Source organism: [Micrococcus luteus] ATCC 49442 (assembly GCF_010367585.1).
Classification (GTDB): Bacteria; Actinomycetota; Actinomycetes; order Actinomycetales; family Micrococcaceae; genus Arthrobacter; species Arthrobacter luteus_A.
This window is the reverse complement of the sequence record NZ_JAAAXP010000001.1, coordinates 125,813-148,432: the sequence shown is the minus strand read 5'-3', so window position 1 is coordinate 148,432 and position 22,620 is coordinate 125,813. Positions and strand designations below refer to the sequence as shown.

Annotated in this window: 20 protein-coding genes; 8 read left to right on the top strand and 12 right to left on the bottom strand. The window is 65.3% G+C overall.

Translation table 11 applies throughout. The annotated features are described in order from the left end of the window. Window positions 1-4: 4 nt before the first annotated feature. The 5 genes from GUV69_RS00685 to mnmA all read right to left on the bottom strand — a co-directional run bounded on the left by GUV69_RS00685 (window position 5) and on the right by mnmA (window position 6,917). Window positions 5-1,720, bottom strand: coding sequence for an ABC transporter ATP-binding protein (locus GUV69_RS00685; RefSeq protein ID WP_208786563.1), 1,716 nt, complete (start codon window positions 1,718-1,720; stop codon window positions 5-7). Then, on the bottom strand, window positions 1,717-2,739 hold the full coding sequence (locus GUV69_RS00680; RefSeq protein ID WP_164198822.1) for an ABC transporter permease: 1,023 nt from the start codon (window positions 2,737-2,739) through the stop codon (window positions 1,717-1,719). Before GUV69_RS00680 ends, GUV69_RS00685 begins: the two co-directional genes overlap by 4 nt. 1 nt (window position 2,740) lies before the next feature. After that, on the bottom strand, window positions 2,741-3,832 hold the full coding sequence (locus GUV69_RS00675; RefSeq protein WP_164198821.1) for an ABC transporter permease: 1,092 nt from the start codon (window positions 3,830-3,832) through the stop codon (window positions 2,741-2,743). 130 nt (window positions 3,833-3,962) lie between these two features. Beyond that, window positions 3,963-5,594, bottom strand: coding sequence for an ABC transporter substrate-binding protein (locus GUV69_RS00670; protein ID WP_164198820.1), 1,632 nt, complete (start codon window positions 5,592-5,594; stop codon window positions 3,963-3,965). A gap of 192 nt (window positions 5,595-5,786) precedes the next feature. Further along, entirely contained in the window at window positions 5,787-6,917 is a 1,131-nt protein-coding gene (gene mnmA, locus GUV69_RS00665) for a tRNA 2-thiouridine(34) synthase MnmA (RefSeq protein WP_164198819.1), read from the bottom strand. A gap of 201 nt (window positions 6,918-7,118) precedes the next feature. On the opposite strand from mnmA, the gene GUV69_RS00660 reads away from it, so the two are divergent. Beyond that, window positions 7,119-8,375, top strand: a complete 1,257-nt coding sequence (locus tag GUV69_RS00660; protein WP_164198818.1) for an NAD(P)/FAD-dependent oxidoreductase — start codon at window positions 7,119-7,121, stop codon at window positions 8,373-8,375. Here the strand turns inward: GUV69_RS00660 and GUV69_RS00655 are convergent. Together GUV69_RS00655 and GUV69_RS00650 are read right to left on the bottom strand one after the other, a co-directional pair. Next, complete coding sequence (locus GUV69_RS00655) at window positions 8,351-9,583, bottom strand: cysteine desulfurase family protein (protein ID WP_164198817.1); 1,233 nt, start codon at window positions 9,581-9,583, stop codon at window positions 8,351-8,353. The two genes, GUV69_RS00660 and GUV69_RS00655, sit on opposite strands and share 25 nt — an antisense overlap. A 33-nt stretch (window positions 9,584-9,616) precedes the next feature. Further along, complete coding sequence (locus GUV69_RS00650; protein ID WP_164198816.1) at window positions 9,617-10,279, bottom strand: helix-turn-helix transcriptional regulator; 663 nt, start codon at window positions 10,277-10,279, stop codon at window positions 9,617-9,619. Between the two features lie 87 nt (window positions 10,280-10,366). Here GUV69_RS00650 and GUV69_RS00645 point away from each other — a divergent pair, with 87 nt between their 5' ends. Beyond that, entirely contained in the window at window positions 10,367-10,792 is a 426-nt protein-coding gene (locus tag GUV69_RS00645) for a hypothetical protein (protein ID WP_164198815.1), read from the top strand. Here GUV69_RS00645 and GUV69_RS00640 read toward each other — a convergent pair. Continuing rightward, window positions 10,789-11,451 carry a hypothetical protein gene (locus GUV69_RS00640; protein WP_348272236.1) on the bottom strand — a complete coding sequence of 221 codons (663 nt, stop codon included), beginning with the start codon at window positions 11,449-11,451 and terminating at the stop codon, window positions 10,789-10,791. The two genes, GUV69_RS00645 and GUV69_RS00640, sit on opposite strands and share 4 nt — an antisense overlap. Window positions 11,452-11,654: 203 nt before the next feature. Here GUV69_RS00640 and GUV69_RS00635 point away from each other — a divergent pair, with 203 nt between their 5' ends. The 4 genes from GUV69_RS00635 to GUV69_RS00620 all read left to right on the top strand — a co-directional run bounded on the left by GUV69_RS00635 (window position 11,655) and on the right by GUV69_RS00620 (window position 14,861). Then, window positions 11,655-12,620, top strand: coding sequence for a J domain-containing protein (locus tag GUV69_RS00635; RefSeq protein ID WP_164198814.1), 966 nt, complete (start codon window positions 11,655-11,657; stop codon window positions 12,618-12,620). Between the two features lie 77 nt (window positions 12,621-12,697). After that, complete coding sequence (locus GUV69_RS00630; RefSeq protein WP_164198813.1) at window positions 12,698-13,165, top strand: tRNA (cytidine(34)-2'-O)-methyltransferase; 468 nt, start codon at window positions 12,698-12,700, stop codon at window positions 13,163-13,165. Window positions 13,166-13,366: 201 nt separating this feature from the next. After that, window positions 13,367-13,975, top strand: coding sequence for a sigma-70 family RNA polymerase sigma factor (locus tag GUV69_RS00625; RefSeq protein ID WP_164198812.1), 609 nt, complete (start codon window positions 13,367-13,369; stop codon window positions 13,973-13,975). A gap of 1 nt (window position 13,976) precedes the next feature. Next, the gene (locus GUV69_RS00620) at window positions 13,977-14,861 is read left to right on the top strand and encodes an anti-sigma factor (RefSeq protein ID WP_164198811.1); all 885 of its coding nucleotides are present in this window, start codon (window positions 13,977-13,979) and stop codon (window positions 14,859-14,861) included. A 72-nt stretch (window positions 14,862-14,933) separates the two neighbouring features. Here the strand turns inward: GUV69_RS00620 and GUV69_RS00615 are convergent, their stop codons facing one another. From GUV69_RS00615 to GUV69_RS00600, 4 genes are all read right to left on the bottom strand, one after another. Then, a complete protein-coding gene (locus GUV69_RS00615) occupies window positions 14,934-15,713 on the bottom strand; it encodes a PIG-L deacetylase family protein (RefSeq protein ID WP_164198810.1) in 780 nt (259 codons plus the stop codon). A 2-nt stretch (window positions 15,714-15,715) separates the two neighbouring features. Next, a complete protein-coding gene (locus GUV69_RS00610; protein WP_164198809.1) occupies window positions 15,716-16,669 on the bottom strand; it encodes an electron transfer flavoprotein subunit alpha/FixB family protein in 954 nt (317 codons plus the stop codon). A 14-nt stretch (window positions 16,670-16,683) separates the two neighbouring features. Then, complete coding sequence (locus GUV69_RS00605; protein WP_164206074.1) at window positions 16,684-17,475, bottom strand: electron transfer flavoprotein subunit beta/FixA family protein; 792 nt, start codon at window positions 17,473-17,475, stop codon at window positions 16,684-16,686. Between the two features lie 235 nt (window positions 17,476-17,710). Further along, on the bottom strand, window positions 17,711-19,288 hold the full coding sequence (locus GUV69_RS00600; RefSeq protein WP_164198808.1) for a S1C family serine protease: 1,578 nt from the start codon (window positions 19,286-19,288) through the stop codon (window positions 17,711-17,713). Window positions 19,289-19,575: 287 nt separating this feature from the next. Between GUV69_RS00600 and GUV69_RS00595 the strand changes: the two genes are divergently transcribed. Continuing rightward, on the top strand, window positions 19,576-21,630 hold the full coding sequence (locus GUV69_RS00595) for a TPM domain-containing protein (RefSeq protein WP_164198807.1): 2,055 nt from the start codon (window positions 19,576-19,578) through the stop codon (window positions 21,628-21,630). A gap of 108 nt (window positions 21,631-21,738) precedes the next feature. Further along, window positions 21,739-22,530, top strand: a complete 792-nt coding sequence (locus tag GUV69_RS00590; protein WP_164198806.1) for a PspA/IM30 family protein — start codon at window positions 21,739-21,741, stop codon at window positions 22,528-22,530. Window positions 22,531-22,620: the final 90 nt, after the last annotated feature.

Sequence of the window (22,620 nt, the reverse complement as noted above, 5' to 3'; positions counted from 1 at the left end):
AAGTCTATGTGGCCAGCAGCGCCCGGTGCGCCGCCCGCCGCCGTGCCTGCTCGTCCGGATCCGGCACGGGCAGGGACGCGATCAGCCGCTTGGTGTAGTCGTGCTGCGGGGCCCCCATCACCTGGCTGCCGATCCCCTGTTCCACCAGTTTGCCCTTGTACAGTACGCCCACCCACTGCGAGAGGATGTCCACCACCGCGAGGTCGTGGCTGATGAACAGGGCCGCGAAGCCGAACTCAGCCTGGATCTCCTTGAACAGTTCCAGCACTTTGGCCTGGACTGACACGTCCAGGGCCGAGGTGGGTTCGTCAGCGATCAGCAGCCGCGGGTTCAGGATGAGTGCGCGCGCCAGGGACGCCCGCTGACGCTGCCCGCCCGAGAGTTCGTGCGGGTACCGGTCAGCGTACGACGCCGGCAGCTGGACTGATTCGAGCAGCTCACCAACGCGTTTGCGCGCCTGCGCCGGACTGGGTTTGGTGTGGATGATCATGGGCTCCGCTACGCAGTCGCCGATAGTCAGCTGCGGATTGAAGGATGCCGCCGGGTCCTGGAACACAAAGCCGATGTCCTTCCGGAGCGGTTTGAACGTCCGCTCCTTGAGGTTCAGCATTTCGTAGCCGAGCACCTTCAGGCTGCCGCCCGTGGTCCGGTTCAGGCCCGCAATGGCCCGGCCGATGGTGGTTTTACCCGAGCCCGACTCCCCCACCAGCCCAAAGACCTCGCCTTGGGAGAGGGTGAAACTGACGCCGTCCACTGCTTTGAACGCAGGGGTGCCCAGCCGGCCGGGGTATTCGATGGTCAGGTTGGTGGCTTCCACCAGCACCGGCGAGTCCTGGTGCGCACGTTCCGCCAGCCCCGCCGAGGCTGAATTATGGCCCAGGTGCGGCACGGCGGCCAGCAGTTTCCTGGTGTAGTCCTGCTTCGGCTCGGCAAACAGCACACGCGCCGGCGCCTCCTCCACGACGTCGCCCTGATACATCACCACCACGCGGTCAGCCAGGTCCGCCACCACACCCATGTTGTGCGTAATCAGCACGATGGACGTGCCGTACTTGTCCCTCAGATCCCGCAGCAGTTCCACGATCTCCGCCTGCACGGTGACGTCCAGGGCAGTGGTGGGTTCATCCGCCACAATAAGGCCGGGGTTCAGCGCCAGGGCTGCGGCGATGACCACGCGCTGCTTCTGGCCGCCGGAGAACTGGTGCGGGTAATAGTTGACCCGGTGCTCAGGGTCCGGGATACCCACCTTACGCAGCGCCTCGATGGCCCGGGTTTTGGCTTCCTTGGCCGTGACCCGCTTGCCGGCGGCCCCGCCGGCATGGGCGCGGATGCCCTCGGCAATCTGCCAGCCCACCGTAAACACCGGATTCAGGGCGGTGGAGGGTTCCTGGAACACCATGGCAACATCGCGGCCGCGTATTTGCCTCAGCTTCGAGGCACTTACGCTGATCACGTTGCTCCCGTTGATCAAGACGGCGCCCTCGCTGGTTGCGGTCTCCGGCAGCAGCCCCAGGATGGTTTTCGCTGTCACCGTTTTGCCGGAACCGGATTCGCCCACGATGGCCAGGACTTCGCCGGAGCGGACGTCCAGGCTCACGTCCTTTACGGCGTAGACGTCTCCCCCGTCGGTGGCGAACGTGACCTTTAGGTGGTCAATGGCCAGGACCGGCTGGTCCGCAGGCCGTGCCTGGTCCGGTATGGAATCAATATTAATGGTCAAAATCCCCTCACATCCGCTGAGATGGCCGCCTGCCCGGCTGCCGATGAATCCGGCCCGCCCGTGGTGCCTGCGGCCTTGCGCCCGCGCAAGCGCGGATCATTTAGGTCATTGATGCTTTCCCCGACGAGGGTGAGTCCGACCACCGTTAACACGATGGCCAGGCCGGGAAAGAGGCCCGTCCACCAGATGCCGGAGGTGGTGTCGGCGAGCGCCTTGTTCAGGTCGAAACCCCACTCGGCGGCGGAGCTCGGCTCGATACCGAATCCGAGGAAGCCAAGCCCGGCCAGTGTCAGGATGGCTTCCGAGGCGTTGAGCGTAAAGATCAGCGGCAGGGTCCGCGTGGCGTTTTTGTAGATGTGCCGGGTCATGATGCGGATGTTCGAGGCTCCCACCACTTTGGCGGACTCCACAAAGGGCTCGGCCTTCAGCCTGACGGTTTCGGCGCGGATGACCCTGAAATACTGCGGAATGAACACCAGGGTGATGGCTGTGCCGGCCGCAAAGACGCCGCCGATGAGGCTGGACTGGCCGCCGCTGATCACGATGGCCATCACGATGGCCACAAGCAGGGACGGGAACGCGTACACCGCGTCGGCGATGACCACCAGGATCCGGTCCAGCCAGCCGCCAATATAGCCGCTCACCAGGCCAAGGATCACCCCGATGACGATGGACATCAGGACCGCCACCACAATGACGAACAGGGCGGTCTGCGCACCCCAGACAACCCGGGAGAAGACGTCATACCCGCCCACGGTAGTGCCGAGGAGGTGCTTTCCGCCGGGGGCCTCCTGGGTGGGGAAGTTGCCGTCGGCATCTGAGAGCTGGGCGTAGCCGTAGGGCGCCAGCAGGGGTGCGAAGCACGCTGTCAGGAGGAAGAGCGCGGTCAGGACGAGGCCTGCCACCAGCATGCCGCGCTGGAGTCCGACGCTTTTCTGGAAATGCGAAATCACCGGCAGCCGGCGGTAGAACGGTGCCCGTGGGTTCACCACAGGCTCGTTTGCGGGAAGGACGCTCATGTCAGTACCTCACGCGGGGATCGATCAGCGCGGCCACAATGTCCACGATGAAGTTGGTGACGGCCACAATGATGGCCAGCAGGACCACGATGCCCTGGACCGCCACAAAGTCGCGTGCCGTCAGGTAGTTGGCCAGCTGGAAGCCCAGGCCCTTCCATTCGAAGGTCTTCTCCGTGAGGACGGCACCGCCCAGCATCACTGCGATTTGCAGCCCCATGACCGTGATGATGGGAATCAGCGCCGGCTTGTAGGCGTGCTTGGTCACCAGCCGGAATTCGCTGACTCCGCGGGAGCGGCCGGCTTCCACGTAGTCCTTGCCCAGGGTGCCGATCACGTTGGTGCGGACAAGCCGGAGGAAGATTCCAGCGGTCAGCAGGCCGAGGGCGACGGCGGGAAGCACTGCATGTGCCATCACGTCGCCGAGTGCCGCCATGTTCCCGCTGCGCACGGCGTCCAGCCAGTAGATCCCGGTAGGAGCCTGGAGAGAGGTCAGGGCCAGTTCGCTGGACGTTTTGGCGCGCCCGGCCACCGGCAGCCACCCCAGCCAGACTGCGAAGGTCAGTTTGAGCAGCATTCCGGCGAAGAACACCGGGGTTGCGTAGCAGAGGATCGCGAAGACCCTGAGGATGGCGTCCGGAGCATGGTCGCGGCGCTGGGCGGCGATCATGCCCAGCGGAATACCCACCAGCAGCGCGATGATCAGGGCGTTGACGGAGAGCTCCAGGGTGGCGGACCCGTAGGTGGCCAGCATCTCGGACACTGCCCGGTTGTCAGTCAGGGTCCGGCCGAAGTTGCCTGTTGCCAGCTGCCCGAGGTATTCGAAGTACTGCACCAGGATGGGCCGGTCGTAGCCGGCATTGTGGATGCGTTCCTGCAGCTGCTCGGCGGGCAATCTGCCGCCCATGGCGGCCGTGATGGGATCGCCCGTGATCCGCATCAGGAAGAACACCATGGTGACGAGGATGAATATGGTGGGAAAGATCAGGAGGAACCGGACCAGGATGTACTGTCCCAGTCCGCCGCCTGAAGATTTTTTACTGGTCGGAAGGATTCCGTCTGCGTCGCTGGGCGGCGCGTCAATCAAAGTTGTCATTGGTACCTAAATTCGTGGTGGCCAAGGCCAGCGGCTCCCCCACAGCGCTGGCCTCTGGCCAACAGCGAGGCGGGACACCGGTAGGGCGTCCCGCCTCGCTGCCGTGATCAGAGCCGGATGAGCTGGGAACCTACTTGGACATCACGCCAAGACGGGTCTTGAACGAGGCGTCCAGCGTCATTTCGACACCCTTCACGTCCGTTCCGGCAACCATGACCTGCGCGCCCTGGAGCAGCGGGATGGTGGAGAGGTCCTTGGCGATGGCCTCCTGGGCTTCGCCAATGAGCTTGCTGCGCTCGGCCTTGTCCGTGGTGACCAACTGCTTGTTGATGATCTCCGTGACGGCCGGGTTCTCGTAGTGGTTTCCGAGGAAGTTGTTCGGAATGAAGAACGGCGTCAGGTAGTTGTCCGCATCGGAGTAGTCCGGGAACCAGCCAAGCTGGTAGACGGGGTACGCGTCGGCACGGCGCTCCTTGGTGTACGTGGTCCATTCCGTTGACTTCAGGTCCACGGTGAAGAGGCCCGACTGCTCCAGCTGCTGCTTCACAAGCGCATACTCATCTGCCGCGGACGTGCCGTAACGGTCGGTGTACTGGAGTTTCAGGTCCACCGCGGAGCTGACGCCGGCGTCTGCCAGCACCTTCTTGGCCTTTTCGAGGCTGGGCTTGCCGCTGCCGTCGCCGTAAAGGCTCTTCAGCGGCTCGGATGCCCCTTCAAAGCCCTGCGGAACGTAGGAGTACACCGGGGTGTAGGTGTTCTTGAAGACCTGGGAGGCGATCACGTCCCGGTCCACGAGGTGGGCCACAGCCTGGCGGACGGCCAGGGCCTTTGCCGGATCGGCTTCGGGGGTCTTGGCCCCGAACGGCATGGTGTCGAAGTTGAATACCATGTAGCGGAGTTCGCCGCCGGGGCCCTTGTGGACCTTGACCTTGGAGTCCTTCTCCAGGTCTGCGACATCGGTTGCTGTCAGGATGCGGCCGGCGACGTCGATGTTGCCCTGCTGGACGTCCAGCTTGAGGTTGTTCGGGTCGGCGTAGTGCTTGAGGTTGGCACCGTCATTGGAAGCCGCGCCCAACAGGCCCTTGTACTCAGCATTAGGTTTGAAGCTGACAAGCTCGTTCTTTTTGTAGCTTTCAATTGTGTACTGGCCCGCGAACGGCTTGCCCTGGATGATGGCATCGTCATCCATGACCTTGTCTGCAGGGAACACCTGTTCATCCACGATGGGCCCGGGGTTGGACGCGAGGACGCCCGGGAACACCTGGTCGTTGGCCGCTTTGAGCGTGAAAACCACCGTGGTGGGGTCCTTGGCCTCAACGGTGCTCATATTCGATAGCAGGGAGGCCGGACCGTTCGGATCGTTGATGGCAACAACGCGCTTGAAGGAAAAGACCACGTCCGAGGAGTCGAGCGTGTTCCCGTTGGCGAATTTGAGGCCGGACTTGAGCTTGACCGTGTATTCGGTGGGGCTGGTGAACGAGGCTGACTCTGCGATGTCGGGGGTGGCGTCCGCAGTGCCGGGCTTGTAGTTCAGCAGGAACGGGTAGATCTGGTTCATCACCATAAACGACCCGCCATCGTACGAGCCTGCAGGATCGAGCGTGACTACTTTGTCAGTCGTTCCGTACGTAATGGTGCCGCCACCGGCATTCTCTGTTGAAGTTCCGCCGCCGCCGGAGGGGCCCGTGCAGGCTGTCAAAGCGAAGGCGGAAACGCCTGCGAGCGCGATTGCGCTGCGCCAGGCTGGAGTGCTCTTGGTCATCTGTGAACTTTCTGTTCGATGAGTACGCGTCCGCCGCCCGCCTAGGGGTGTTTACTCGGGCGGGCAGCGCGCTGTCCTGATGCGTAGATTCAATCAGACGCCGGGCTCATCAACCGGCCAATTTGTGAGTTGAGACACAAACTTTACCTGCGGCGGCTCGACAGCCCCGCCACAGGCTCCCCTCAGGGCTCCCTAAAGTTCGGCGCGCTGCAGTGACCGCGCAGCATCGATGGTGGCCTGGCCCAGCACGCGGCTGCCCTGGTAGAGCACCACCGTCTGGCCGGGAGCCACACCCCGAAGCGGCTCGGTCAACGTCACCAGAAGCTGGGCTGCGTCCTCGCCGGGAACCGTCACCATGCGTGCGGTTGCCGGCACAGGATCCCCGTGCGCCCGGACCTGGGCATGGCACTCAAACCCGGCCCCGGTTTCGATTTCGGCGATAGGCAGGCCGGCCCAGGAGACCTTGATGCCGCGGATCTCATCGATGGCCAGCAGCGCCTGGGGCCCCACCACCACCTTGTTTTCCTTTGGCCGGATCTCCAGCACGAAGCGGGGCTTGCCGTCCGCTGCAGGGGTGCCGAGCTTCAGGCCGCGTCGCTGGCCGACGGTGAACGCGTTGGCGCCCGGGTGTTCCCCCACCTTGGATCCGGTTTCGTCCACGATGTCGCCGGTGGTCATTTCGATCTTTTCGGCCAGCCACCCGGCGGTGTCGCCGTCGGGAATGAAGCAGATGTCATGGCTGTCCGGCTTGTTTGCCACCGAGAGCCCGCGGCGCTCTGCTTCCGCACGGACTTCGGCCTTCGAGGGGGTATCGGCCAGCGGGAACATGGAGTGCTTCAACTGCTCGTGGGTCAGGACGCCCAGGACGTAGCTTTGGTCCTTGGCCCAGTCCGCTGCACGGTGGAGTTCGGGGTTGCCTTCGGCGTCGGTGATCACCTTCGCGTAGTGGCCGGTGCAGACGGCGTCGAAGCCCAGGGCAATGGCCTTCTCCAGCAGGGCAGCGAACTTGATCCGCTCATTGCAGCGCATGCACGGGTTGGGTGTGCGGCCGGCAGCGTATTCGTCGATGAAGTCCTGGACCACGTCTTCCTTGAACCGCTCCGAGAAGTCCCAGACATAGTAGGGGATACCCAGCACGTCACAGGCACGCCAGGCGTCGCGGGAGTCTTCGATGGTGCAGCAGCCGCGGCTGCCCGTCCGCAGCGTGCCTGGCATCCGGGACAGCGCGAGGTGAACGCCCACGACGTCATGCCCGGCTTCAACGGCACGTGCTGCGGCTACGGCGGAGTCGACTCCGCCGCTCATGGCTGCTAAGACTCGCATACTGGCTTTCTCTGGGGTTCGGGGGGCTGCGTGCATCAAGGGAGGGCAGCCGTTACCGGCAGCCGGATAAATATCACAATGCCTGCCCGTCTATTCTATCGGCACGCCCAATCCTTCCCAAAAGACCTTGACTGCGCCTGCTTGCGCTTCTAAAGTCAGACATAACCGTTTTAGAATTGGGCTCACCAGCGGGAGGCAGGGATGGGTGTCCGGAGCATCATCATTGCGGGCGGCGGGCTGGCCGGTGCCACGGCAGCCAAAACCCTGCGGGCTGAAGGGTTCACCGGGCAGGTAACCGTTGTGGGTGCCGAAAGCCACCATCCCTACCTGCGCCCGCCGCTGTCCAAGGAGTACCTGCTGGGCAAGGCTGCAGAGGACGCCGTCCCGGTGGTGCCGGCCGGCTGGTACTCGGAAAACGACGTCGACCTCCGCCTGGGCGTGCGGGTCACCGCCGTTCAGGCGCGGGAGCGCAGGGTCCAGCTCGACGACGGAACATCCCTGGCCTATGAGTCACTGCTGCTCGCCACCGGCGCATCTCCCCGGCGGCTGCGCCTCCCGGGCACTGAGCTGGCAGGCGTTTCTACCTTTCGCACCCTGGATGACAGCAGGCGGCTCCGCGACCAGCTGTCACCGGGCGGAAAGAACGTGGTGATGATCGGTTCAGGCTGGATCGGCATGGAACTGGCGGCCGCCGCGGCCACGTACGGAAACCACGTCACCCTGCTGGGCCTGGAGGAGATTCCCCTGGCCGGTGCCATCGGCCCGGACCTCGGACGGTTCTTCCGCGGCCTTCACGAAGCCCAAGGAGTCAGCTTCCGGCTGCCCGCCTCAGCGCGGGAGATCACCGGGACGGACGGGACTGTCACAGGGGTTGTGACGGACTCCCGCGAACTGCTCCCGGCGGACATTGTGATCATTGCCGTGGGTGTGGTTCCGGAAACCGGACTTGCCGACGCTGCCGGCCTGGCGCTGGACAACGGCATCCTTACAGACGCGTCGCTGCAAACCAGCGAACCCGGCATTTATGCCGCCGGCGACGTCGCCAACGCCCTGCATCCCTTCACCGGCCGGCACCACCGCAGCGAACACTGGTCCAACGCCCTGAACGGCGGCAAGGTGGCAGCGAAGGCGATGCTGGGCCAGGACGCCACACTCAGCACAATTCCCTATTTCTATACAGACCAGTTCGATATCAGCATGGAGTACTCCGGCTTCCCCGCACTGGCTGCAGGCGCCGAACCCGTGATCCGGGGGTCGCTGGAGGACAAGGAGTTCATCGCATCCTGGCAGCAGGATTCCCGGGTTGTGGCCGGGATGAGCGTCAACTGGCCGCGGAAGGCCCAGCCCGGCGCGCAGAAGACCATCAAGGCCCTCATCTCAGCCCGGACGCCGGTGACAGCTGAACGCCTTGCCGACGCTTCCGCCGGACTCGATCAGCTCCTGCCGGCGCCTGCCTGACGCGCAACCGTACCGGCAGTCTGGATGGACGATTCATGTCCGGCCATTCCGGCCTGGCGGGCGCGCTGGTATGCCGCGGGGAGTGCTGCAAGCAGGGCATCCACATCCTCCCGGGTGGAGGCATGTCCGAGCGTAAACCGTTGCGCGCCGCGGGCCGTTTCCTCGTCCAGCCCCATGGCCAGAAGCACATGGGACGGGCGCGGCACGCCGGCCGTGCAGGCGGACCCCGTGGACGATTCGACCCCCGCAAGGTCCAGCAGAAAAAGCAGCGAATCCCCCTCGCAGCCCGGGAAGGTGAAGTGCGCGTTGCCCGGCAGACGCCCCTCTCCTGCCGCTCCGCGAAGCACAGCCTCCGGCACGCGCTCTAGGACGCCGTCGATAAGCCGGTCACGGAGTGCCGCGATGCGGGCCGCCTCGGCGGCGAGCCCGGTGGTGGCTGCTTCGGCTGCCGCGGCGAACGCGGCAATGGATGCCGTGTCCAGCGTCCCGGAGCGAACATCGCGCTCCTGGCCGCCGCCGTGCTGCACCGGCGTCAGCTTGACCGCCCGTCCCAGCAACAGGGCACCCACACCGACGGGGCCGCCGATCTTGTGCCCGGAGACGGAGATCGCGTCCACGCCGGAGGCTTTGAAATCGACGGGCAGCGAGCCGAACGCCTGTACCGCATCGGAATGGACCGGGATGCCCGCGGCGTGTGCCAGTTCCACAATCCGGTGCACAGGCTGGATGGTGCCCACTTCGTTGTTGGCCCACATCACGGTCACAAGGGCTATCGATTCCGGTTCGCGCGCCAGTTCGGCGCCGAGGACGTCCAGGTCCACCACACCGTCCCCGTCCACCGGCAGCCAGGTGACCTCGGCACCTTCGTGCCGCTCCAGCCATTCGACGGTGTCCAGCACGGCATGGTGCTCGACGGCGGAGCAGAGGATGCGCCGCCGGGACGGGTCCTCGCCGGAGCGGGCCCAATACAGGCCCTTGACGGCCAGGTTGTCCGACTCAGTGCCGCCGGAGGTGAAGATGACCTCGGAGGGATGGGCGCCGGCTGCCTTCGCGATTGTTTCCCTGGCGTCCTCCACGGAGCGGCGGGCGCGGCGGCCCGAGCCATGCAGGGAGGACGGATTGCCGGTGCGGGAAAGCTCCCGCGTCATGGCTGCCAGAGCCTCGGCAGAAAGCGGCGTGGTGGCGGCATGATCGAGGTAGACGGGCACGCATCAATTCTAGCGGCGTCGGCCGCAAAGAATTCAGGACGGCGTGATCCGTGCACAGCACTGCCCGGGGACGCTGTTCGATGCAATGCGTCCTTCCGGCTCGCCGCATGCTGTGGCGGCCCCCTGCAGGAACGAACCGTTCATGGCGCAGACCACGTCCGGGTGACCGTCGGCGAGCCGATGGAAAGGGCAATTGTCCAATACCAGGCCTCCGTCGCCGTCGGGCCGGGGCTGATAGCCCTCCCCCGCCAGAAACTCTGCCAGGCCCGTCGCCCCGGCGGCCAGCTCCTGGCCTTTACGGTACGAGGTGGTCCGCAGCGAATCAGCCACGGGCTCGCCGGTTGCGGTGGAGCGCTCCACGGCGGCGGCGAGCAGATCCCCGGCGAGATCGTAATTCCGATCAGGCACCGAGGCACCCACTTCGTTGGCCGCAGGCCGATACATCTTGGCGGGCCGGCCGGAACCCGGACCGGATTTGCCGGCCGCTTTGTGGAATTCCACTGCCAGCAGCCCGTCCTGAACCAGCCTGTCGAGGTGGAAGGAAGCCGTACTGCGGGGCAGGCCGAGGGCCACGGCGGCTTCGTCGCGCCCCACCGCGCCGTCCGCCGAGGCAATCAGCTCAAACAACTGCCGCCGCTTGTCATCGCCCAGCGATGCCACGGCTGCCATGCGGCGTCCCCATGGAAGTCTGCGCATACGCACCACCTTCTAAAAGCAATCTCCATTGCTTAAACTCTTGGATGTTTCTAAAATAATAATACCTACTTTTAGAAGGAGTCCACCATGAAAACCACCACAGAAAACGTGTCACGTGGCCGCCTGCAGTCGATGACACCGGACCGGCAGGCATTCCTCCTGCTCCGCACTGTGTTCACCGTGGCGCCTGTCCTCTTCGGGCTGGACAAGTTCACGAACATCCTCACCGACTGGACCATCTATCTCGCCCCCGTCGCCACCGCCGTTGTGCCCGTCCCGGCGCAAACATTTATGTACGTCGTGGGTGTGGTGGAGATCATCGCCGGTGTCATGGTGGCCGTCCGTCCCCGGTTCGGTTCCCTGCTGGTGGCCGTCTGGCTGCTGGGCATCATCATCAACCTGCTCGTATTGGGCAGCTTCTACGATGTGGCACTGCGGGACTTTGGCCTGCTGGTCGGCGCACTGGCCCTGAACCGGCTTTCCCCCGCCGGGTCCTGGCGCCGTCGCAGCTAGTTCGACGGCGGAACCACCACGAGCCGCGCTGCCACCTCGGCCTGAGCCGCCGCAAGGGTGGCAGCGTCCGGGCAGGACACCGAGACGTACACCGACGATGCTGCGGTGCCGAAGACCCTGGCCAGCACCGCCGTTGATGTGGCGCCCGACTGGCCAGGCTTTTCCAGCATCAGGACTTCAACATTCGGACCCGGCTTCTCAGGCTGGCCGCCCCACCGAAGCGTTGCCGTCTTCAGGTAGGCGGGCAGGATAGTCGGGTCCAAGTAGGTAAAGAGGCCAACGGTTGACTCCCTGTCGTCACCGAGCACCAGCGGCGACTGATTGCTGCGGACCTTGGCCGCCACCAGGCAGCCGTCGCCTTTGAGGTATTGGCTCTCCCCCGCCACATTCTGCTTGACCGGCGTCCACCCGGGCGCATCCTTGAGTCCGTCCGAGATCCCCACCGGGACGCCACTGGCCAGCGTCGCACCGGCCGAGAAGGGCATATCCTTGGCGGCCACTGCCGCGGCGTCATGGCCCGGTGTGATGGTGGGAGTGGCCAGCGCGGTGGCGGTCGGCACCACTTTGGGGGCTGCGGGGTCCGGAACGCCAACACTGCATCCTGCCAACACCGCGGCGCCAAGCAGCGCCCCCGCCATGAGTACAGCCTGTGCCTTCACATTCTCCCCAATATTCCTTCCGGACGGCCGGCCTGCCGTCACCATCCACGAGTCTAGACGGCGGGCCGGTGCCCGCGCCGTCAGCGCCCCACCGGCGCGGGAACCACTTCCCCCCGCGCAGTCGTTGTGTGGACAGGCCGCTAAACTGGGGCCCAACCGGGCTGCCTGCCGTGGACTGGCCAGACGAACCGAAGGATGAGTGCTTGACCGAGAGCAGCAGCTCCTACTACGAGGTGCTCCGCGTCGCGGTGACAGCCACCGACAAAGAGATCAAGGTTGCCTACCGCCGGGCTGCGCGGACGGCGCATCCGGACCATGGCGGGGACGCCGCGGCGTTCCGCCGGGTAACGGCCGCGTACGAAACCCTGATAGACCCTTCGCGCCGTAAGGCCTACGACCGCTCGTACGCGGCGGGGACGGCCGGAAACACCTTCGGTGCCGGCGACACCGAGGCACACTTCGACGCACCGGCCGCCGGCAGCCGCGCCTCCGCCACCGTGCACAGGCCCAACACGCCCCGCAATACCGCCGGGGACCCGGCTGTCTACATCCCGCCTTACGACACGGCCGCCTTCGAAGCCTCCGGCACGGTTCCGCTGATCCCTCTCAGCCAGGCCAGCCAACAGGTGCACGGAATGCCCCGAAAACGCGGAATATTTGGCGCGGAGGCGCGCATCCAGCGTGAAATGCGCACCGTTCAGCTCATCAGCCGGCAGGTGCTGCCGCCCATACCGGCGGCCCGGCTGATCAACGGCCTTCAATCTCCCGCAGACAACAGCCACATCGATCACGCGCTGCTCTCCGGCTACCGGCTGGCGCTCATCGGCTCCATGCTCCTGCCGAAGGGGGCTTATGCCTGGGACGGGCAGAGCCTCAGGCACGGCGGGCGTTCCATCGCGCCGCCACAACTTGCCCACGTGGTCCGCGCCATGCAGGACATCTTCCCCGAACTCAACGTCACCGGCTGGACGGTCATCCACAGCCCCGACGGCAACCTCCACGAGCCCGTCATCGACCGCCACAAGCGCTCAGCCGGCGCCGGCGAAACTGTGCAGGTGGTCAACGCAGCGGGGCTGGTGCGCGGCCTCAAGCAGTTCCTGTCCTCCGGCCCCGCTCCCAACACAGTCAATGTGCAGATTCTCGCGAGGCTGCTGCGCGGCATGCACTGACCCGCGTCATCAAGAACGGCAGCCACTGGCAGGCGGCCACGGAACGGCAGCGGGGCTGGACTGGCTAGGATTGGACCGTGTTCCGTATCCTCTTCCACTCCCCCGAAATCCCCGGCAACACCGGCAATGCGATCAGGCTGGCGGCCATCACCGGCGCCGAACTGCACCTGGTGGAACCCCTGGGCTTTGATTTTTCCGACGCCAAGCTCCGGCGGGCCGGCCTGGATTACCACGACCTCGCGGTGGTGACCATCCATAAAACAATCGAGGACGCCTGGCATGCGCTGCAGCCCGAACGGGTGTATGCCTTCACCTCCGACGGCACCGCCAGCTATGCGGATATCGCCTACCTGCCGGGCGATGTGCTGATGTTCGGCCAGGAATCCGTGGGCCTGCCCGAGCACGTAAAGCGGGATCCGCATGTCACCGCAACCGTGCGCCTGCCCATGCTGCCCTCCCTGCGATCGCTGAACCTTGCCAATGCTGCCTCCATCGCCGTCTACGAGGCGTGGCGCCAGCAGGGATTCGCAGGAGCCCAAGTCTGAGCTAAATTCGGGCACGCACGGGCCCATCCGCGCCGGCCACGGCACCGAATCCCTCCTGACAGCAATTCCAGGGCGATGAAGGAGCGGCAGGTGACTCTGTTGAAAGCCGGGCCGGCCGCGGTGCCTGCCCTACCCGCTGCTCTCTTCAGTCCCGGCGGCAATGCCCCGGATTCACCGCCCGGACACCTATGCTTGGTGGTGATGGAAACTCCCAACGCGCCGAATTTTGAGTCCCGGGCCGCAGTCACAGACACACCGGCGGACCCTGGCCAGCGCCTGGCCGGGCTGCTCGCCCGGATTGCCGGTGGCGACCAGGCCGCGTTTGCGGAGTTCTACCAGCTGACCTCGCGCCGGGTTTTTGGCATGGCGCGCCGGGTCCTGATCGATCCCGAACTCAGCGAAGACACAACCCAGGAAGTTTTCCTCCAGGTGTGGCAGAACGCCGCAAAGTTCAACCCGGAGGCAGGCAGTCCCATGTCGTGGCTGATGACCATTTCCCATCGCCGGGCAGTGGATAAAGTGCGGTCCGCGCAGTCGGCCACGGACCGTGAGGCCAAGTACGGTGCCAGCAGCCAGGATGTGGACCACGACTCCGTTTCAGCTGAAGTGGACAGCAAGCTTGAGGCCGAGGCGGTGGTCCGGTGCCTGGAAACGCTGACCGATACGCAGCAGGAATCCGTGCGGCTCGCCTACTACGGCGGCCTCACGTACCGCGAAGTCGCGGAAAAGCTCAATGCAGCAGTACCCACCATCAAGTCCCGCATCCGCGACGGACTGATCCGCTTGAAGACCTGTCTGGGGGTGAGTTGAGATGACTGAAATGAACAGCCCCGGAGGCGCCCGCCGTCCCGGGTCCTTCGGCCTTGAAATTGCTGCCGACCTGGAGTCAGGGCGGGCCGTGGACCTGGCCGAGCTCTATGCCCTGGACGCGGTGAACGACGACGAACGCGCCGCCATTGACCGCTACATCTCCGCTGCCCCGGAGGCTGAGCGAAATATCTTCCTGGAGCGGGTGCGCCAGGCCCGGGAAACCCTGGCCATGTCGTTTACCGCAGAGGAGGAACCTCCCGCGGATCTGTTTGCACGCATCGTGTCGCAGTTGTCCGCCCTCGCGCAGCTCCCTGCTGACGGTTCTGCGGTGCCTGTTTCCGCTCCCGCAGCCGCTCCGGCCATCCGGCAGCAGGCAGTAGCACCGGATGAGCTCTCGGCTGCGAGGCTTCGCCGTGAACAAGGCGGGCAGGCACGACGCCGGCCTGCCGGCGCACGCCGCTGGCTCGCCGCAGCCGCTGCGGCTGCCGTAATCGCGCTCGGTGGCGTGGCCGTCGGCAGCTACGTTGCCGATCAGAACGACCCCCTGAACCAGGTGGTCCGGGCCGAGGACGTCCAGGAAGCGACAGTCCCCGTGGCGGCAGGCGGAACGGCAACGGTCCTGATCTCGTCCTCCAAGGATGCGCTTGTAGTCAAGATGAATGACGTCCCCGCCCCGCCGTCGGGCAAGGTCTACCAGATGTGGTTGATCCCGAAGGACGGCTCGGCACCTGTCTCGCAGGGCCTGATGGATGAGGCCGCGCTGTCCAAGCCGGCCGTGGTGAAGGGGATCGCGTCGGCTTCATCCCTGGGAATCACCGTGGAGCCGGTGGGTGGCTCAGCTGCCCCGACCTTCCCCATCGTCGCAGCCGCGCCGCTGGGTGCCTGAGGATCCCGGGTTTCCCCGGAGTTTTTGTCCAGATAATGAAGTTTCAGGCTTCATTATCTGGACAGCTACTCCCTAAAAACCCGCGATGGTCTCCGGACTGTTGACCGCAACCACGTGGAACGCTTCGGCGCTGCGGCCCTCCGCCAGCCCTGCACGCCGCGCGTTGGCCAGCATCCCCTTCCGGACCGCCACCTCCATGGCCGCAACGTCGGGATGCTGGCTGACGTGTACGTGGATGGCGTCAAGCTTCGCAGCCACATGGTCCGTGACGTCTACAAAGTGGTTCTCCCGCGCATCCGGACCGGCGTACAGCCACAGCCAGGGCAGCTTGTACGCAGCCAGTCCTGCGTCGGCCAGTTCAGGGTAGGCGAACGGGTTTTCCACTGCGGGATACACGGCCCGGGTCACGGCCTCGCCCACTGCCAGGTGATCCGGGTGACTCTTCTGGATACGGTTCCAGTTCCGCTCCGGATGCATGGCAAGCACGACGTCGGGACGGACTTCCCGGATGAGCTTCACCACGCTTTTGATCACTTCGTGCGTCGGTTCGAGGTAGCCGTCGCGTTCATGCAGGTAATGGATGTCGCTGACGCCCACCAGCTCGGCTGCCCGGCGCTGCTCGGCAGCCCTCAAGGTGATGATTTCGGCGCGGTGCGCCGGATCGAATCCGCCGGCGTCGCCGTCGGTCATGATGCAGTAGCTGACGTGGACGCCTGCGGCTGTCCAGGCGGCGATGGTGCCGGCGGCAGCGAAGTCAATGTCGTCGGGATGGGCGGCAAAACAGAGCACCCGCTCAATCCGGTGTGTGGCCGGGTTGAACGGGCTCTGTGCAGAGGCAGTGGATTCAGCCACAATCAGCCTTTGCGCTTCTTGATCTCTTCCGTGGCCTGGGGCAGGACGTCGAAGAGGTCCCCGATGATGCCGAAGTCGGCGATCTCGAAGACCGGGGACTCGGCGTCCTTGTTGACGGCAACAATGACCTTCGCTGTCTGCATCCCGGCCTTCTGCTGGATGGCACCGGAGATGCCGGCAGAGATGTAGAGCTGCGGGGACACGGTCTTGCCGGTCTGACCCACCTGTGCATCGTGGCTGATCCAGCCGGCGTCGGTGGCTGCGCGCGAGGCGCCCACGGCAGCACCCAAGGCATCTGCGAGTTCTTCCACCGGGCCGAAGTCGCCGTCGAGGCCGCGTCCGCCGGCCACAACGATCCGGGCGTCGGTGAGGTCCGGGCGGCCGCTGGCCACTTTCTGCTCGCGGGCTGTGATGCGTGCTGCCGCTGCTGTGCCGTCGGCGGGCACCTCAACGGTGCTTGTCGAGGGGGCGCTCGGTGCCGAGGCCGGCTCGGGGGTAACGCTGTTGGCCTTCAGGGTCAGCACGGAAACGGGCGTTACAGCCTTGGCAGCTGTGGTGTAGGACCCGGCGAGGACCGACTTATGTGCTGTGCCATCGGCGTCGACCGCGACAACGTCGGTGATGACGCCGGCGCTGAGCCTGATGCCGAGACGTGCCGCGATTTCCTTGCCTTCCGGTGAATTGTCGAGGAGCACGGTGGAGGCACCGGCAGCGCCGACGGCAGCCGCGAGGTAGGCCGCCTTGGGCGCCACGAGATAGTCATCCAGGTCTGCAGCGGAGGGCTGGAAGACGGCACTGACACCGTAGTCGGCGAAGGCGGCCAAAACAGCGGGGTTCAGGTCGCCGTTGACGGCGACGGCGGTTTCGCCCAGGGCGCGGCCGACCGTCAGCAGTTCCAGGCTGCTCTTCTTGAGCGCGTCCCCGGGGTTGTCAATGAATACAAGTACGTTAGCCATGTCTGTGATCCCTCTTAGAGCAGCTTCTGGGCGGCCAGGAAGTCGACGAGCTTAATGCCGGCGTCGCCTTCGTCGGTGATGATGGTGCCGGCGGTGCGCGGCGGGCGGTCGGCCGCGGACGTCACCGTGGTCCACGATCCGGAGTGGCCCACCTGCGCAGGATCAACCCCGATGTCTGCCAGAGACAGCGTGGTGATGCTCTTGCGCTTGGCCGCGATGATGCCCTTGAAGTTCGGGTAGCGCGGCTCGTTGATCTGGTCGGTCACGGAGACTACAGCCGGCAGGGGCGCCTCGACGGTTTCCGAGAAGGTGTCCGCGTCACGGCGCGCGGTGAGCCGTCCGCCGTCGACCGTCAGCGATGACGCGAAGGTGACCTGCGGGAGGCCGAGGCGCTCAGCCAGTTGCGCCGGCACCAGCGAGGTTTCGCCGTCGGTGGAGGCCATGCCGGTGAGGACAAGGTCTACCGCGCCGAGGTGGCGGATAGCGGCGGCGAGCGCCAGTGACGTGGCGGCAGCGTCTGAACCGGCCAGCGCCGCGTCCGTGAGGTGCACGCCTTCGGTGGCGCCCATCTGGAGCGACTTCTTGACCGCGTTGACCGCGCCGGACGGGCCCATGCTCAGCGCGATGACCTGATTGCCGGCTTTGGCGCCGCCACGGGCTTCTGCCAGTTGCAGTGCTGCCTCCAGCGCGTATTCGTCCAGCTCCGAAAGGATGCTTTCATCACGGTCCGTGGTGTAGCCCTCCCCGTTGAGGTGACGGTCGAACTGCGCGTCCGGTACATGCTTGACCAGGACGATGATCTTCAATGTCTCTTCCACTGTGTTTACAGCAGCCTTCCATGCTTGTGGACAGCCAGCCGGATGGGGTCATGGCCTCGGAACGCCCGGGGTACGGGTAGATCCTAGCTAACCATATAGCCGTGTTCCGTTGCCGCCCCGTTAACGCCTGTGTCACTGCGTTTGCCTGTCGGGGGTCAGCGGGCAACGGACGACGGCGGCGCTCACCAGAGCGCCGCCGTCGTTGTTGCTTCGTGCCGACTTCCTATTGGTCCGCCGCAGTGCCGAGCGTAACGTCAACCGTCTGCTCCTGGCCGTTGCGCAGGACAGTGAGCTTGGCGGTTGAGCCGCCGGCCTGTTCACGGACTGCTGCCGTCAGCTGGTTGGACTCGCTGATGACCAGGTCGTTGAACTTGGTGATTACATCGCCCACCTTGATGCCGGCCTTGGCAGCTGCCGAGTTGGCCTCCACCGTGGCCACGTCCGCTCCTACCGAGAAGTTGGAGGACGAACTCCCGGACGCCTTATCCCTGACGCTGACGCCAAGCTGGCCGTGCGAGGCCTTGCCGGTATCGATGATCTCCTGGGCAACACGCTTGGCGTGGTTGATCGGGATGCTGAAGCCCACGCCGATGTTTCCGCTGGATGAGGAATCGGAGCCGGCGGATGCGATGGCCACGTTCACGCCGATGATTTCGCCGTCGGTGTTGACCAGTGCACCGCCGGAGTTGCCGGGGTTGATGGCAGCATCGGTCTGGATCACGTTGATGGAAATGGAGCCCTGTCCCGACGTGCTTTGACCCTGTTCGCCGCCCGGGGGCGCGAACTTAAAGCCGCCTTCGTCGTCCTGGGACTCGTCGCCGTCCTTGGGGGCCGCCGCGGATGCCACGCTGATGGTCCGGTTCAGCGTGGAGACAATGCCGTCCGTGACAGTGCCGGTGAGGCCCAGCGGGGAGCCGATGGCGATGGCCGTGTCACCCACATTGAGCTTGCCGGAATCGCCCAGGGCGGCCGGGGTGAGTCCGGAAGTGTCGTCCACCTTGATAACCGCCAGGTCAGAGAGCGGGTCCGTGCCCACGAGAGTGGCCTTGAGGACCTTGCCGGTGCTGGTGCGGACCTCCAGGGCGGCGTTTGCGCTCTGGCCGTCGAGCGTCACCACATGGGTGTTGGTCAGGATATGCCCTTCCTTGTCCAGGACGATGCCGGAGCCCGTCCCGCCGGAACCGCCACTGGAGGCGCTGATGGTCACCACGCTGGGGGTGGCCTTCAGTGCGGCAGCCGTGATGGCATTGACGTCATCCTGGTTGTTGACGATGACCGTGCCGGGCTGGCTGTTGCTGCTGACCGCCGCCGGGGACCCGTTGTCGAACATGCCGCCCGTCGCCACCGCCCCCACCCCGCCGCCGACGAGGCCGGCAGCGAGGATGCTTGCCACGAGGGTGCCGACGCCGAACGCGGCCTTCCGCCGCGGGGCGTCAGCCGGGTTGGGGGTGGCGTTGTATTGGCCCGGGTTGTACTGGCCCGAATAGCTGCCGGGAAGCGCTGAGTGCGCGCCGGGCTGGGCGTATTGGTGTCCGCCGGTGGACTGGCCGTACGGGTTCTGGTCCTGCTGGTTTTGTGACTGCTGGCCGTAGAAGGGTTCGCGGGGAGGATAAACCGGACGGGGTGCCCCGGGCAGTTCCTGCGTAGGGTTTTCAGTTGGCCCGGGACGGTCCAACCGCTCGGTCGGATAGGAGTGACCGCCAGCGTCGCTGCGGTCCTCCGCAGGGGTCCGGGCCGGATTCCGGTTCTCGTCCGGCTCCCGGTTTCCAGGCGCTGCACCCGGGGTTGGGTTCTCAGTCATGTGACTTCCTTTCATCCTCGTCTGCATTAACTATGGACCGTCTGACTGGAACTGGGGCGTGCGTTCGCTGAGAGGTTCCTGAGAGCGGTGTTTGTGCCGCTTTCCCGGCCGGCCGGAGGTTTCGCTGGTGGCATATTCCCCCCAATGGACGCACTGCCGGGTGCACCATAGAATCAAAAGGAAATGCCACAGCGACCTGCGGCTTTACACCAATGCGTGGGGGCGCTGCTGCATTCTGAGACGCTCATTCGTCCCGAATAGGTGTCAAGCGTGCTGAAGGGTTGCACATGCGGTCAAAGTTCAAGCGTATCCTCGCCGTAATCGGCCTGACCGGTTTGCTCGCGGTTCCTGCCGGCGCGGCTTTTGCGGAGGATCCTGTCGCGCTGGACCCGGTGACAAAGATTGTCGACAAGGCCGGAGTCCTTGGCGGCGACAAAGCCGAGGTTGAGTCAGCAATCAAGAAGTTGGGCACAGACCACGCGATGACATTGCACGTGGTCTATGTTAAGACCTTCACCAATCCGGATGTTCCCGCGGAGTGGGCCGCCGAAGTGGCAACGAATGCCAAACTGGGGCAGAACGCCCTGGTTCTTGCGGTTGCGACCGAGTCCAGGAAGTACCAGCTCAGCAAACCCGGCAACAGCAAAATCACCAACGCGCAGCGGGACAAGATCCTGTCGAGCGCGGTGGACCCACAGCTCCGCGCCGGCGACTGGGCACAGGCAGCCGTTGACGCAGCCGCCGCCATTGGCGATGCAGCAGGCGGCGGGAGCGGAACCGTTCCCTCCGGTGACGGCGCCGGCGCAGCCATCCTGGTTGGAACGGGCATTGCGGCCGCCGGTGGAGCCGGCGCGTATCTCTACTTCCGAAACAAGCGCAAGAAGGCCGCCCAGGCATCCAGCGCCAGCTACGGTCCCCAGGGCGCGGAGCTCGATCCGCTGGCATCACTGAGCATCGAGGAACTCCGGCGCAAGAGCGGATCCCTCATCATCGAAGCCGACGACGCCATCAAATCCAGCGAACAGGAACTCGGCTTCGCAGAGGCACAGTACGGTGACGCCGCTGTAGGGAACTTCACCAAGGCTTTGGCCGAGGCAAAAGCCCACATGACCGAATCCTTCAAACTTCAACAGCAGCTCGATGACCACATCCCGGATACTGAGGAGCAGCAACGCAGCTGGTACGGCGAGATCATCCGCCGCTCCGAGGCAGCGCTCGGCTCGCTCCAGGAGCAAAAAGCAGACTTTGATTCCCTGCGTGAACTCGAAAAGAACGCCCCGCAGGCCCTGGCCACTGTCAGTGCCGGAGCACGCGAGGCCGATGCCAAGATCACCAGCGCCGAACAGTCACTGACGGCGTTGCGGGCCAAGTATGCCGACAGCGCCCTGGTACAGGTGGCTGACAACATCACCCAGGCCAAGGAACGACTGGCATTCGTTCAGAACGCCACGGCCACGGCCGAGGAAAAGCTCGCAGCCGGCGAAGGCAGCCTGGCAGCTGTTGCCGTGCGCGCATCTGAGGAGAGCCTGCATCAGACCAACGTCCTGCTTGATGCCATCACCAAGGTGTCCGCCAGCCTGGACGAGGCCCGCAGTGGTCTGGAGGCGGCCGTCGTCGAGACTTCCCAGGACCTTGCCCAGGCGAAGGCCATGATCCAATCCGGACAGCATCCCGAACTCGCCGGCCCGGTGGCCGGGGTTGAAGCCGCGCTTAGCCAGGTCAAGGCAGAAATCCAGGGCGGGAAGATTGACCCGATCGCCACACTGCAGCGGGTTGAGACCGCGCACCAGTCCCTGGACCAGTCCCTTACCGGCATCCGCAACCAGCAGGACCAGGCCCGCCGCGCCCAGGCGTCCCTGCAGCAGACCATCATGTCGGCCCAGGCACAGATCAGTGCCACCTCGGATTACATCACCGCCCGTCGTGGCGGAGTGGGCACTGAAGCCCGGACGCGGCTCGCTGAATCGCAGCGCAATCTGGACTACGCACTGTCCATTTCCCGCAACGATCCCGTGACCGCCCTTACCTACGCCCAGCAGGCGCACGCCCTCGCAGCCCAGGCAGCTCAGCTGGCCCAGGCAGACGTCGACAACTTCGGCGGTTATGCCAACCAGGGCTTCGGCGGCGGGGGCATGTTCGGCGGACGGGGTGGAGGCGGCGGCGGCCTCGGCGGCGCCATCCTCGGCGGCATCCTGATCAACTCCATCCTCAACGGCGGCAGCGGCGGCGGTTGGGGCGGCGGTCACAGCGACGGCGGCGGCTGGGGCGGTGACGGCGGCGGTTTCGGCGGCGGAGACATGGGCGGCTGGGGCGGTGACTCCGGCGGCGGCGGTGACTTCTAAGCGCTGAAGGCGAGGCGCCGGCGCTACCGTGCGCCGGCGCGAGGAAGCGGTACAACAACGGTTCACTGATTTCAGTGGCCACCACTGAGCAGGACGAAAGGTAACACTATGGTTAAGCAGTCCATTTTCGGCCGGATCGCGCAGCTTGCAAAGGCGAACATTAACTCTTTGCTGGACAACGCTGAGGATCCGCAGAAGATGCTGGACCAGATGGTCCGGGACTACACGAACAACATTGCGGAAGCTGAATCCGCAGTTGCCCAGACCATCGGAAACCTCCGGATGCTCGAGGACGACTACCGCGAAGACGTCAAGAACGCGCAGGACTGGGGCAACAAGGCCCTGGCCGCCTCGCGCAAGGCGGACGAGTACCGTGCCGGCGGCGACACCGTTGATGCCGAGAAGTTCGACAACCTCGCCAAGGTGGCCCTGCAGCGCCAGATGTCCGCTGAGAATGAGGCCAAGGGCGCAGAGCCCAGCATCGCCTCGCAGCGCGAAGTGGTGGACAAGCTCAAGACCGGCCTGGACCAGATGAAGGGCAAGCTCAACGAGCTAACCAGCAAGCGCAACGAACTGGTGGCCCGCTCGAAGACTGCGGCAGCACAGTCCCAGGTCCACGACGCCATCAAGAGCATCGACTTCATGGATCCCACCAGCGAGGTTGGCCGCTTCGAAGAGAAGATCCGCCGTGAAGAGGCCAAGGTCCGCGGCCAGCAGGAACTTGCTGCGTCGAGCCTGGACGCCCAGTTCAACCAGCTCGAGGACCTCGGGGAGCAGACCGAAATCGAAGCTCGCCTGGCAGCCCTGAAGTCCGGCGGCGCCAAGCCTGCCCTCGGAGCCTCGGGCGACTCCACCCGGTCCGGGTCCACCGTGGACGAAGCCGACTTCGACAAACTGTAGCCCCCGGCCTCCGCTGGGTCAGCGGGCGGCGCCGTCAAGGCCGGGGTTCATCATGAACTCCGGCCTTTGCCGTCTGGCGCTGCTGGTTGG

Bases quoted from the DNA above. Each gene is read 5' to 3' on its own strand.
- GUV69_RS00680 (WP_164198822.1), bottom strand. From the start codon at position 2,739: ATGAGCGTCCTTCCCGCAAACGAGCCTGTGGTGAACCCACGGGCACCG.
- GUV69_RS00675 (WP_164198821.1), bottom strand. From the start codon at position 3,832: ATGACAACTTTGATTGACGCGCCGCCCAGCGACGCAGACGGAATCCTT.
- GUV69_RS00670 (WP_164198820.1), bottom strand. From the start codon at position 5,594: ATGACCAAGAGCACTCCAGCCTGGCGCAGCGCAATCGCGCTCGCAGGC.
- mnmA (WP_164198819.1), bottom strand. From the start codon at position 6,917: ATGCGAGTCTTAGCAGCCATGAGCGGCGGAGTCGACTCCGCCGTAGCC.
- GUV69_RS00660 (WP_164198818.1), top strand. From the start codon at position 7,119: ATGGGTGTCCGGAGCATCATCATTGCGGGCGGCGGGCTGGCCGGTGCC.
- GUV69_RS00650 (WP_164198816.1), bottom strand. From the start codon at position 10,279: ATGCGCAGACTTCCATGGGGACGCCGCATGGCAGCCGTGGCATCGCTG.
- GUV69_RS00645 (WP_164198815.1), top strand. From the start codon at position 10,367: ATGAAAACCACCACAGAAAACGTGTCACGTGGCCGCCTGCAGTCGATG.
- GUV69_RS00625 (WP_164198812.1), top strand. From the start codon at position 13,367: ATGGAAACTCCCAACGCGCCGAATTTTGAGTCCCGGGCCGCAGTCACA.
- GUV69_RS00620 (WP_164198811.1), top strand. From the start codon at position 13,977: ATGACTGAAATGAACAGCCCCGGAGGCGCCCGCCGTCCCGGGTCCTTC.
- GUV69_RS00610 (WP_164198809.1), bottom strand. From the start codon at position 16,669: ATGGCTAACGTACTTGTATTCATTGACAACCCCGGGGACGCGCTCAAG.
- GUV69_RS00600 (WP_164198808.1), bottom strand. From the start codon at position 19,288: ATGACTGAGAACCCAACCCCGGGTGCAGCGCCTGGAAACCGGGAGCCG.
- GUV69_RS00595 (WP_164198807.1), top strand. From the start codon at position 19,576: ATGCGGTCAAAGTTCAAGCGTATCCTCGCCGTAATCGGCCTGACCGGT.
- GUV69_RS00590 (WP_164198806.1), top strand. From the start codon at position 21,739: ATGGTTAAGCAGTCCATTTTCGGCCGGATCGCGCAGCTTGCAAAGGCG.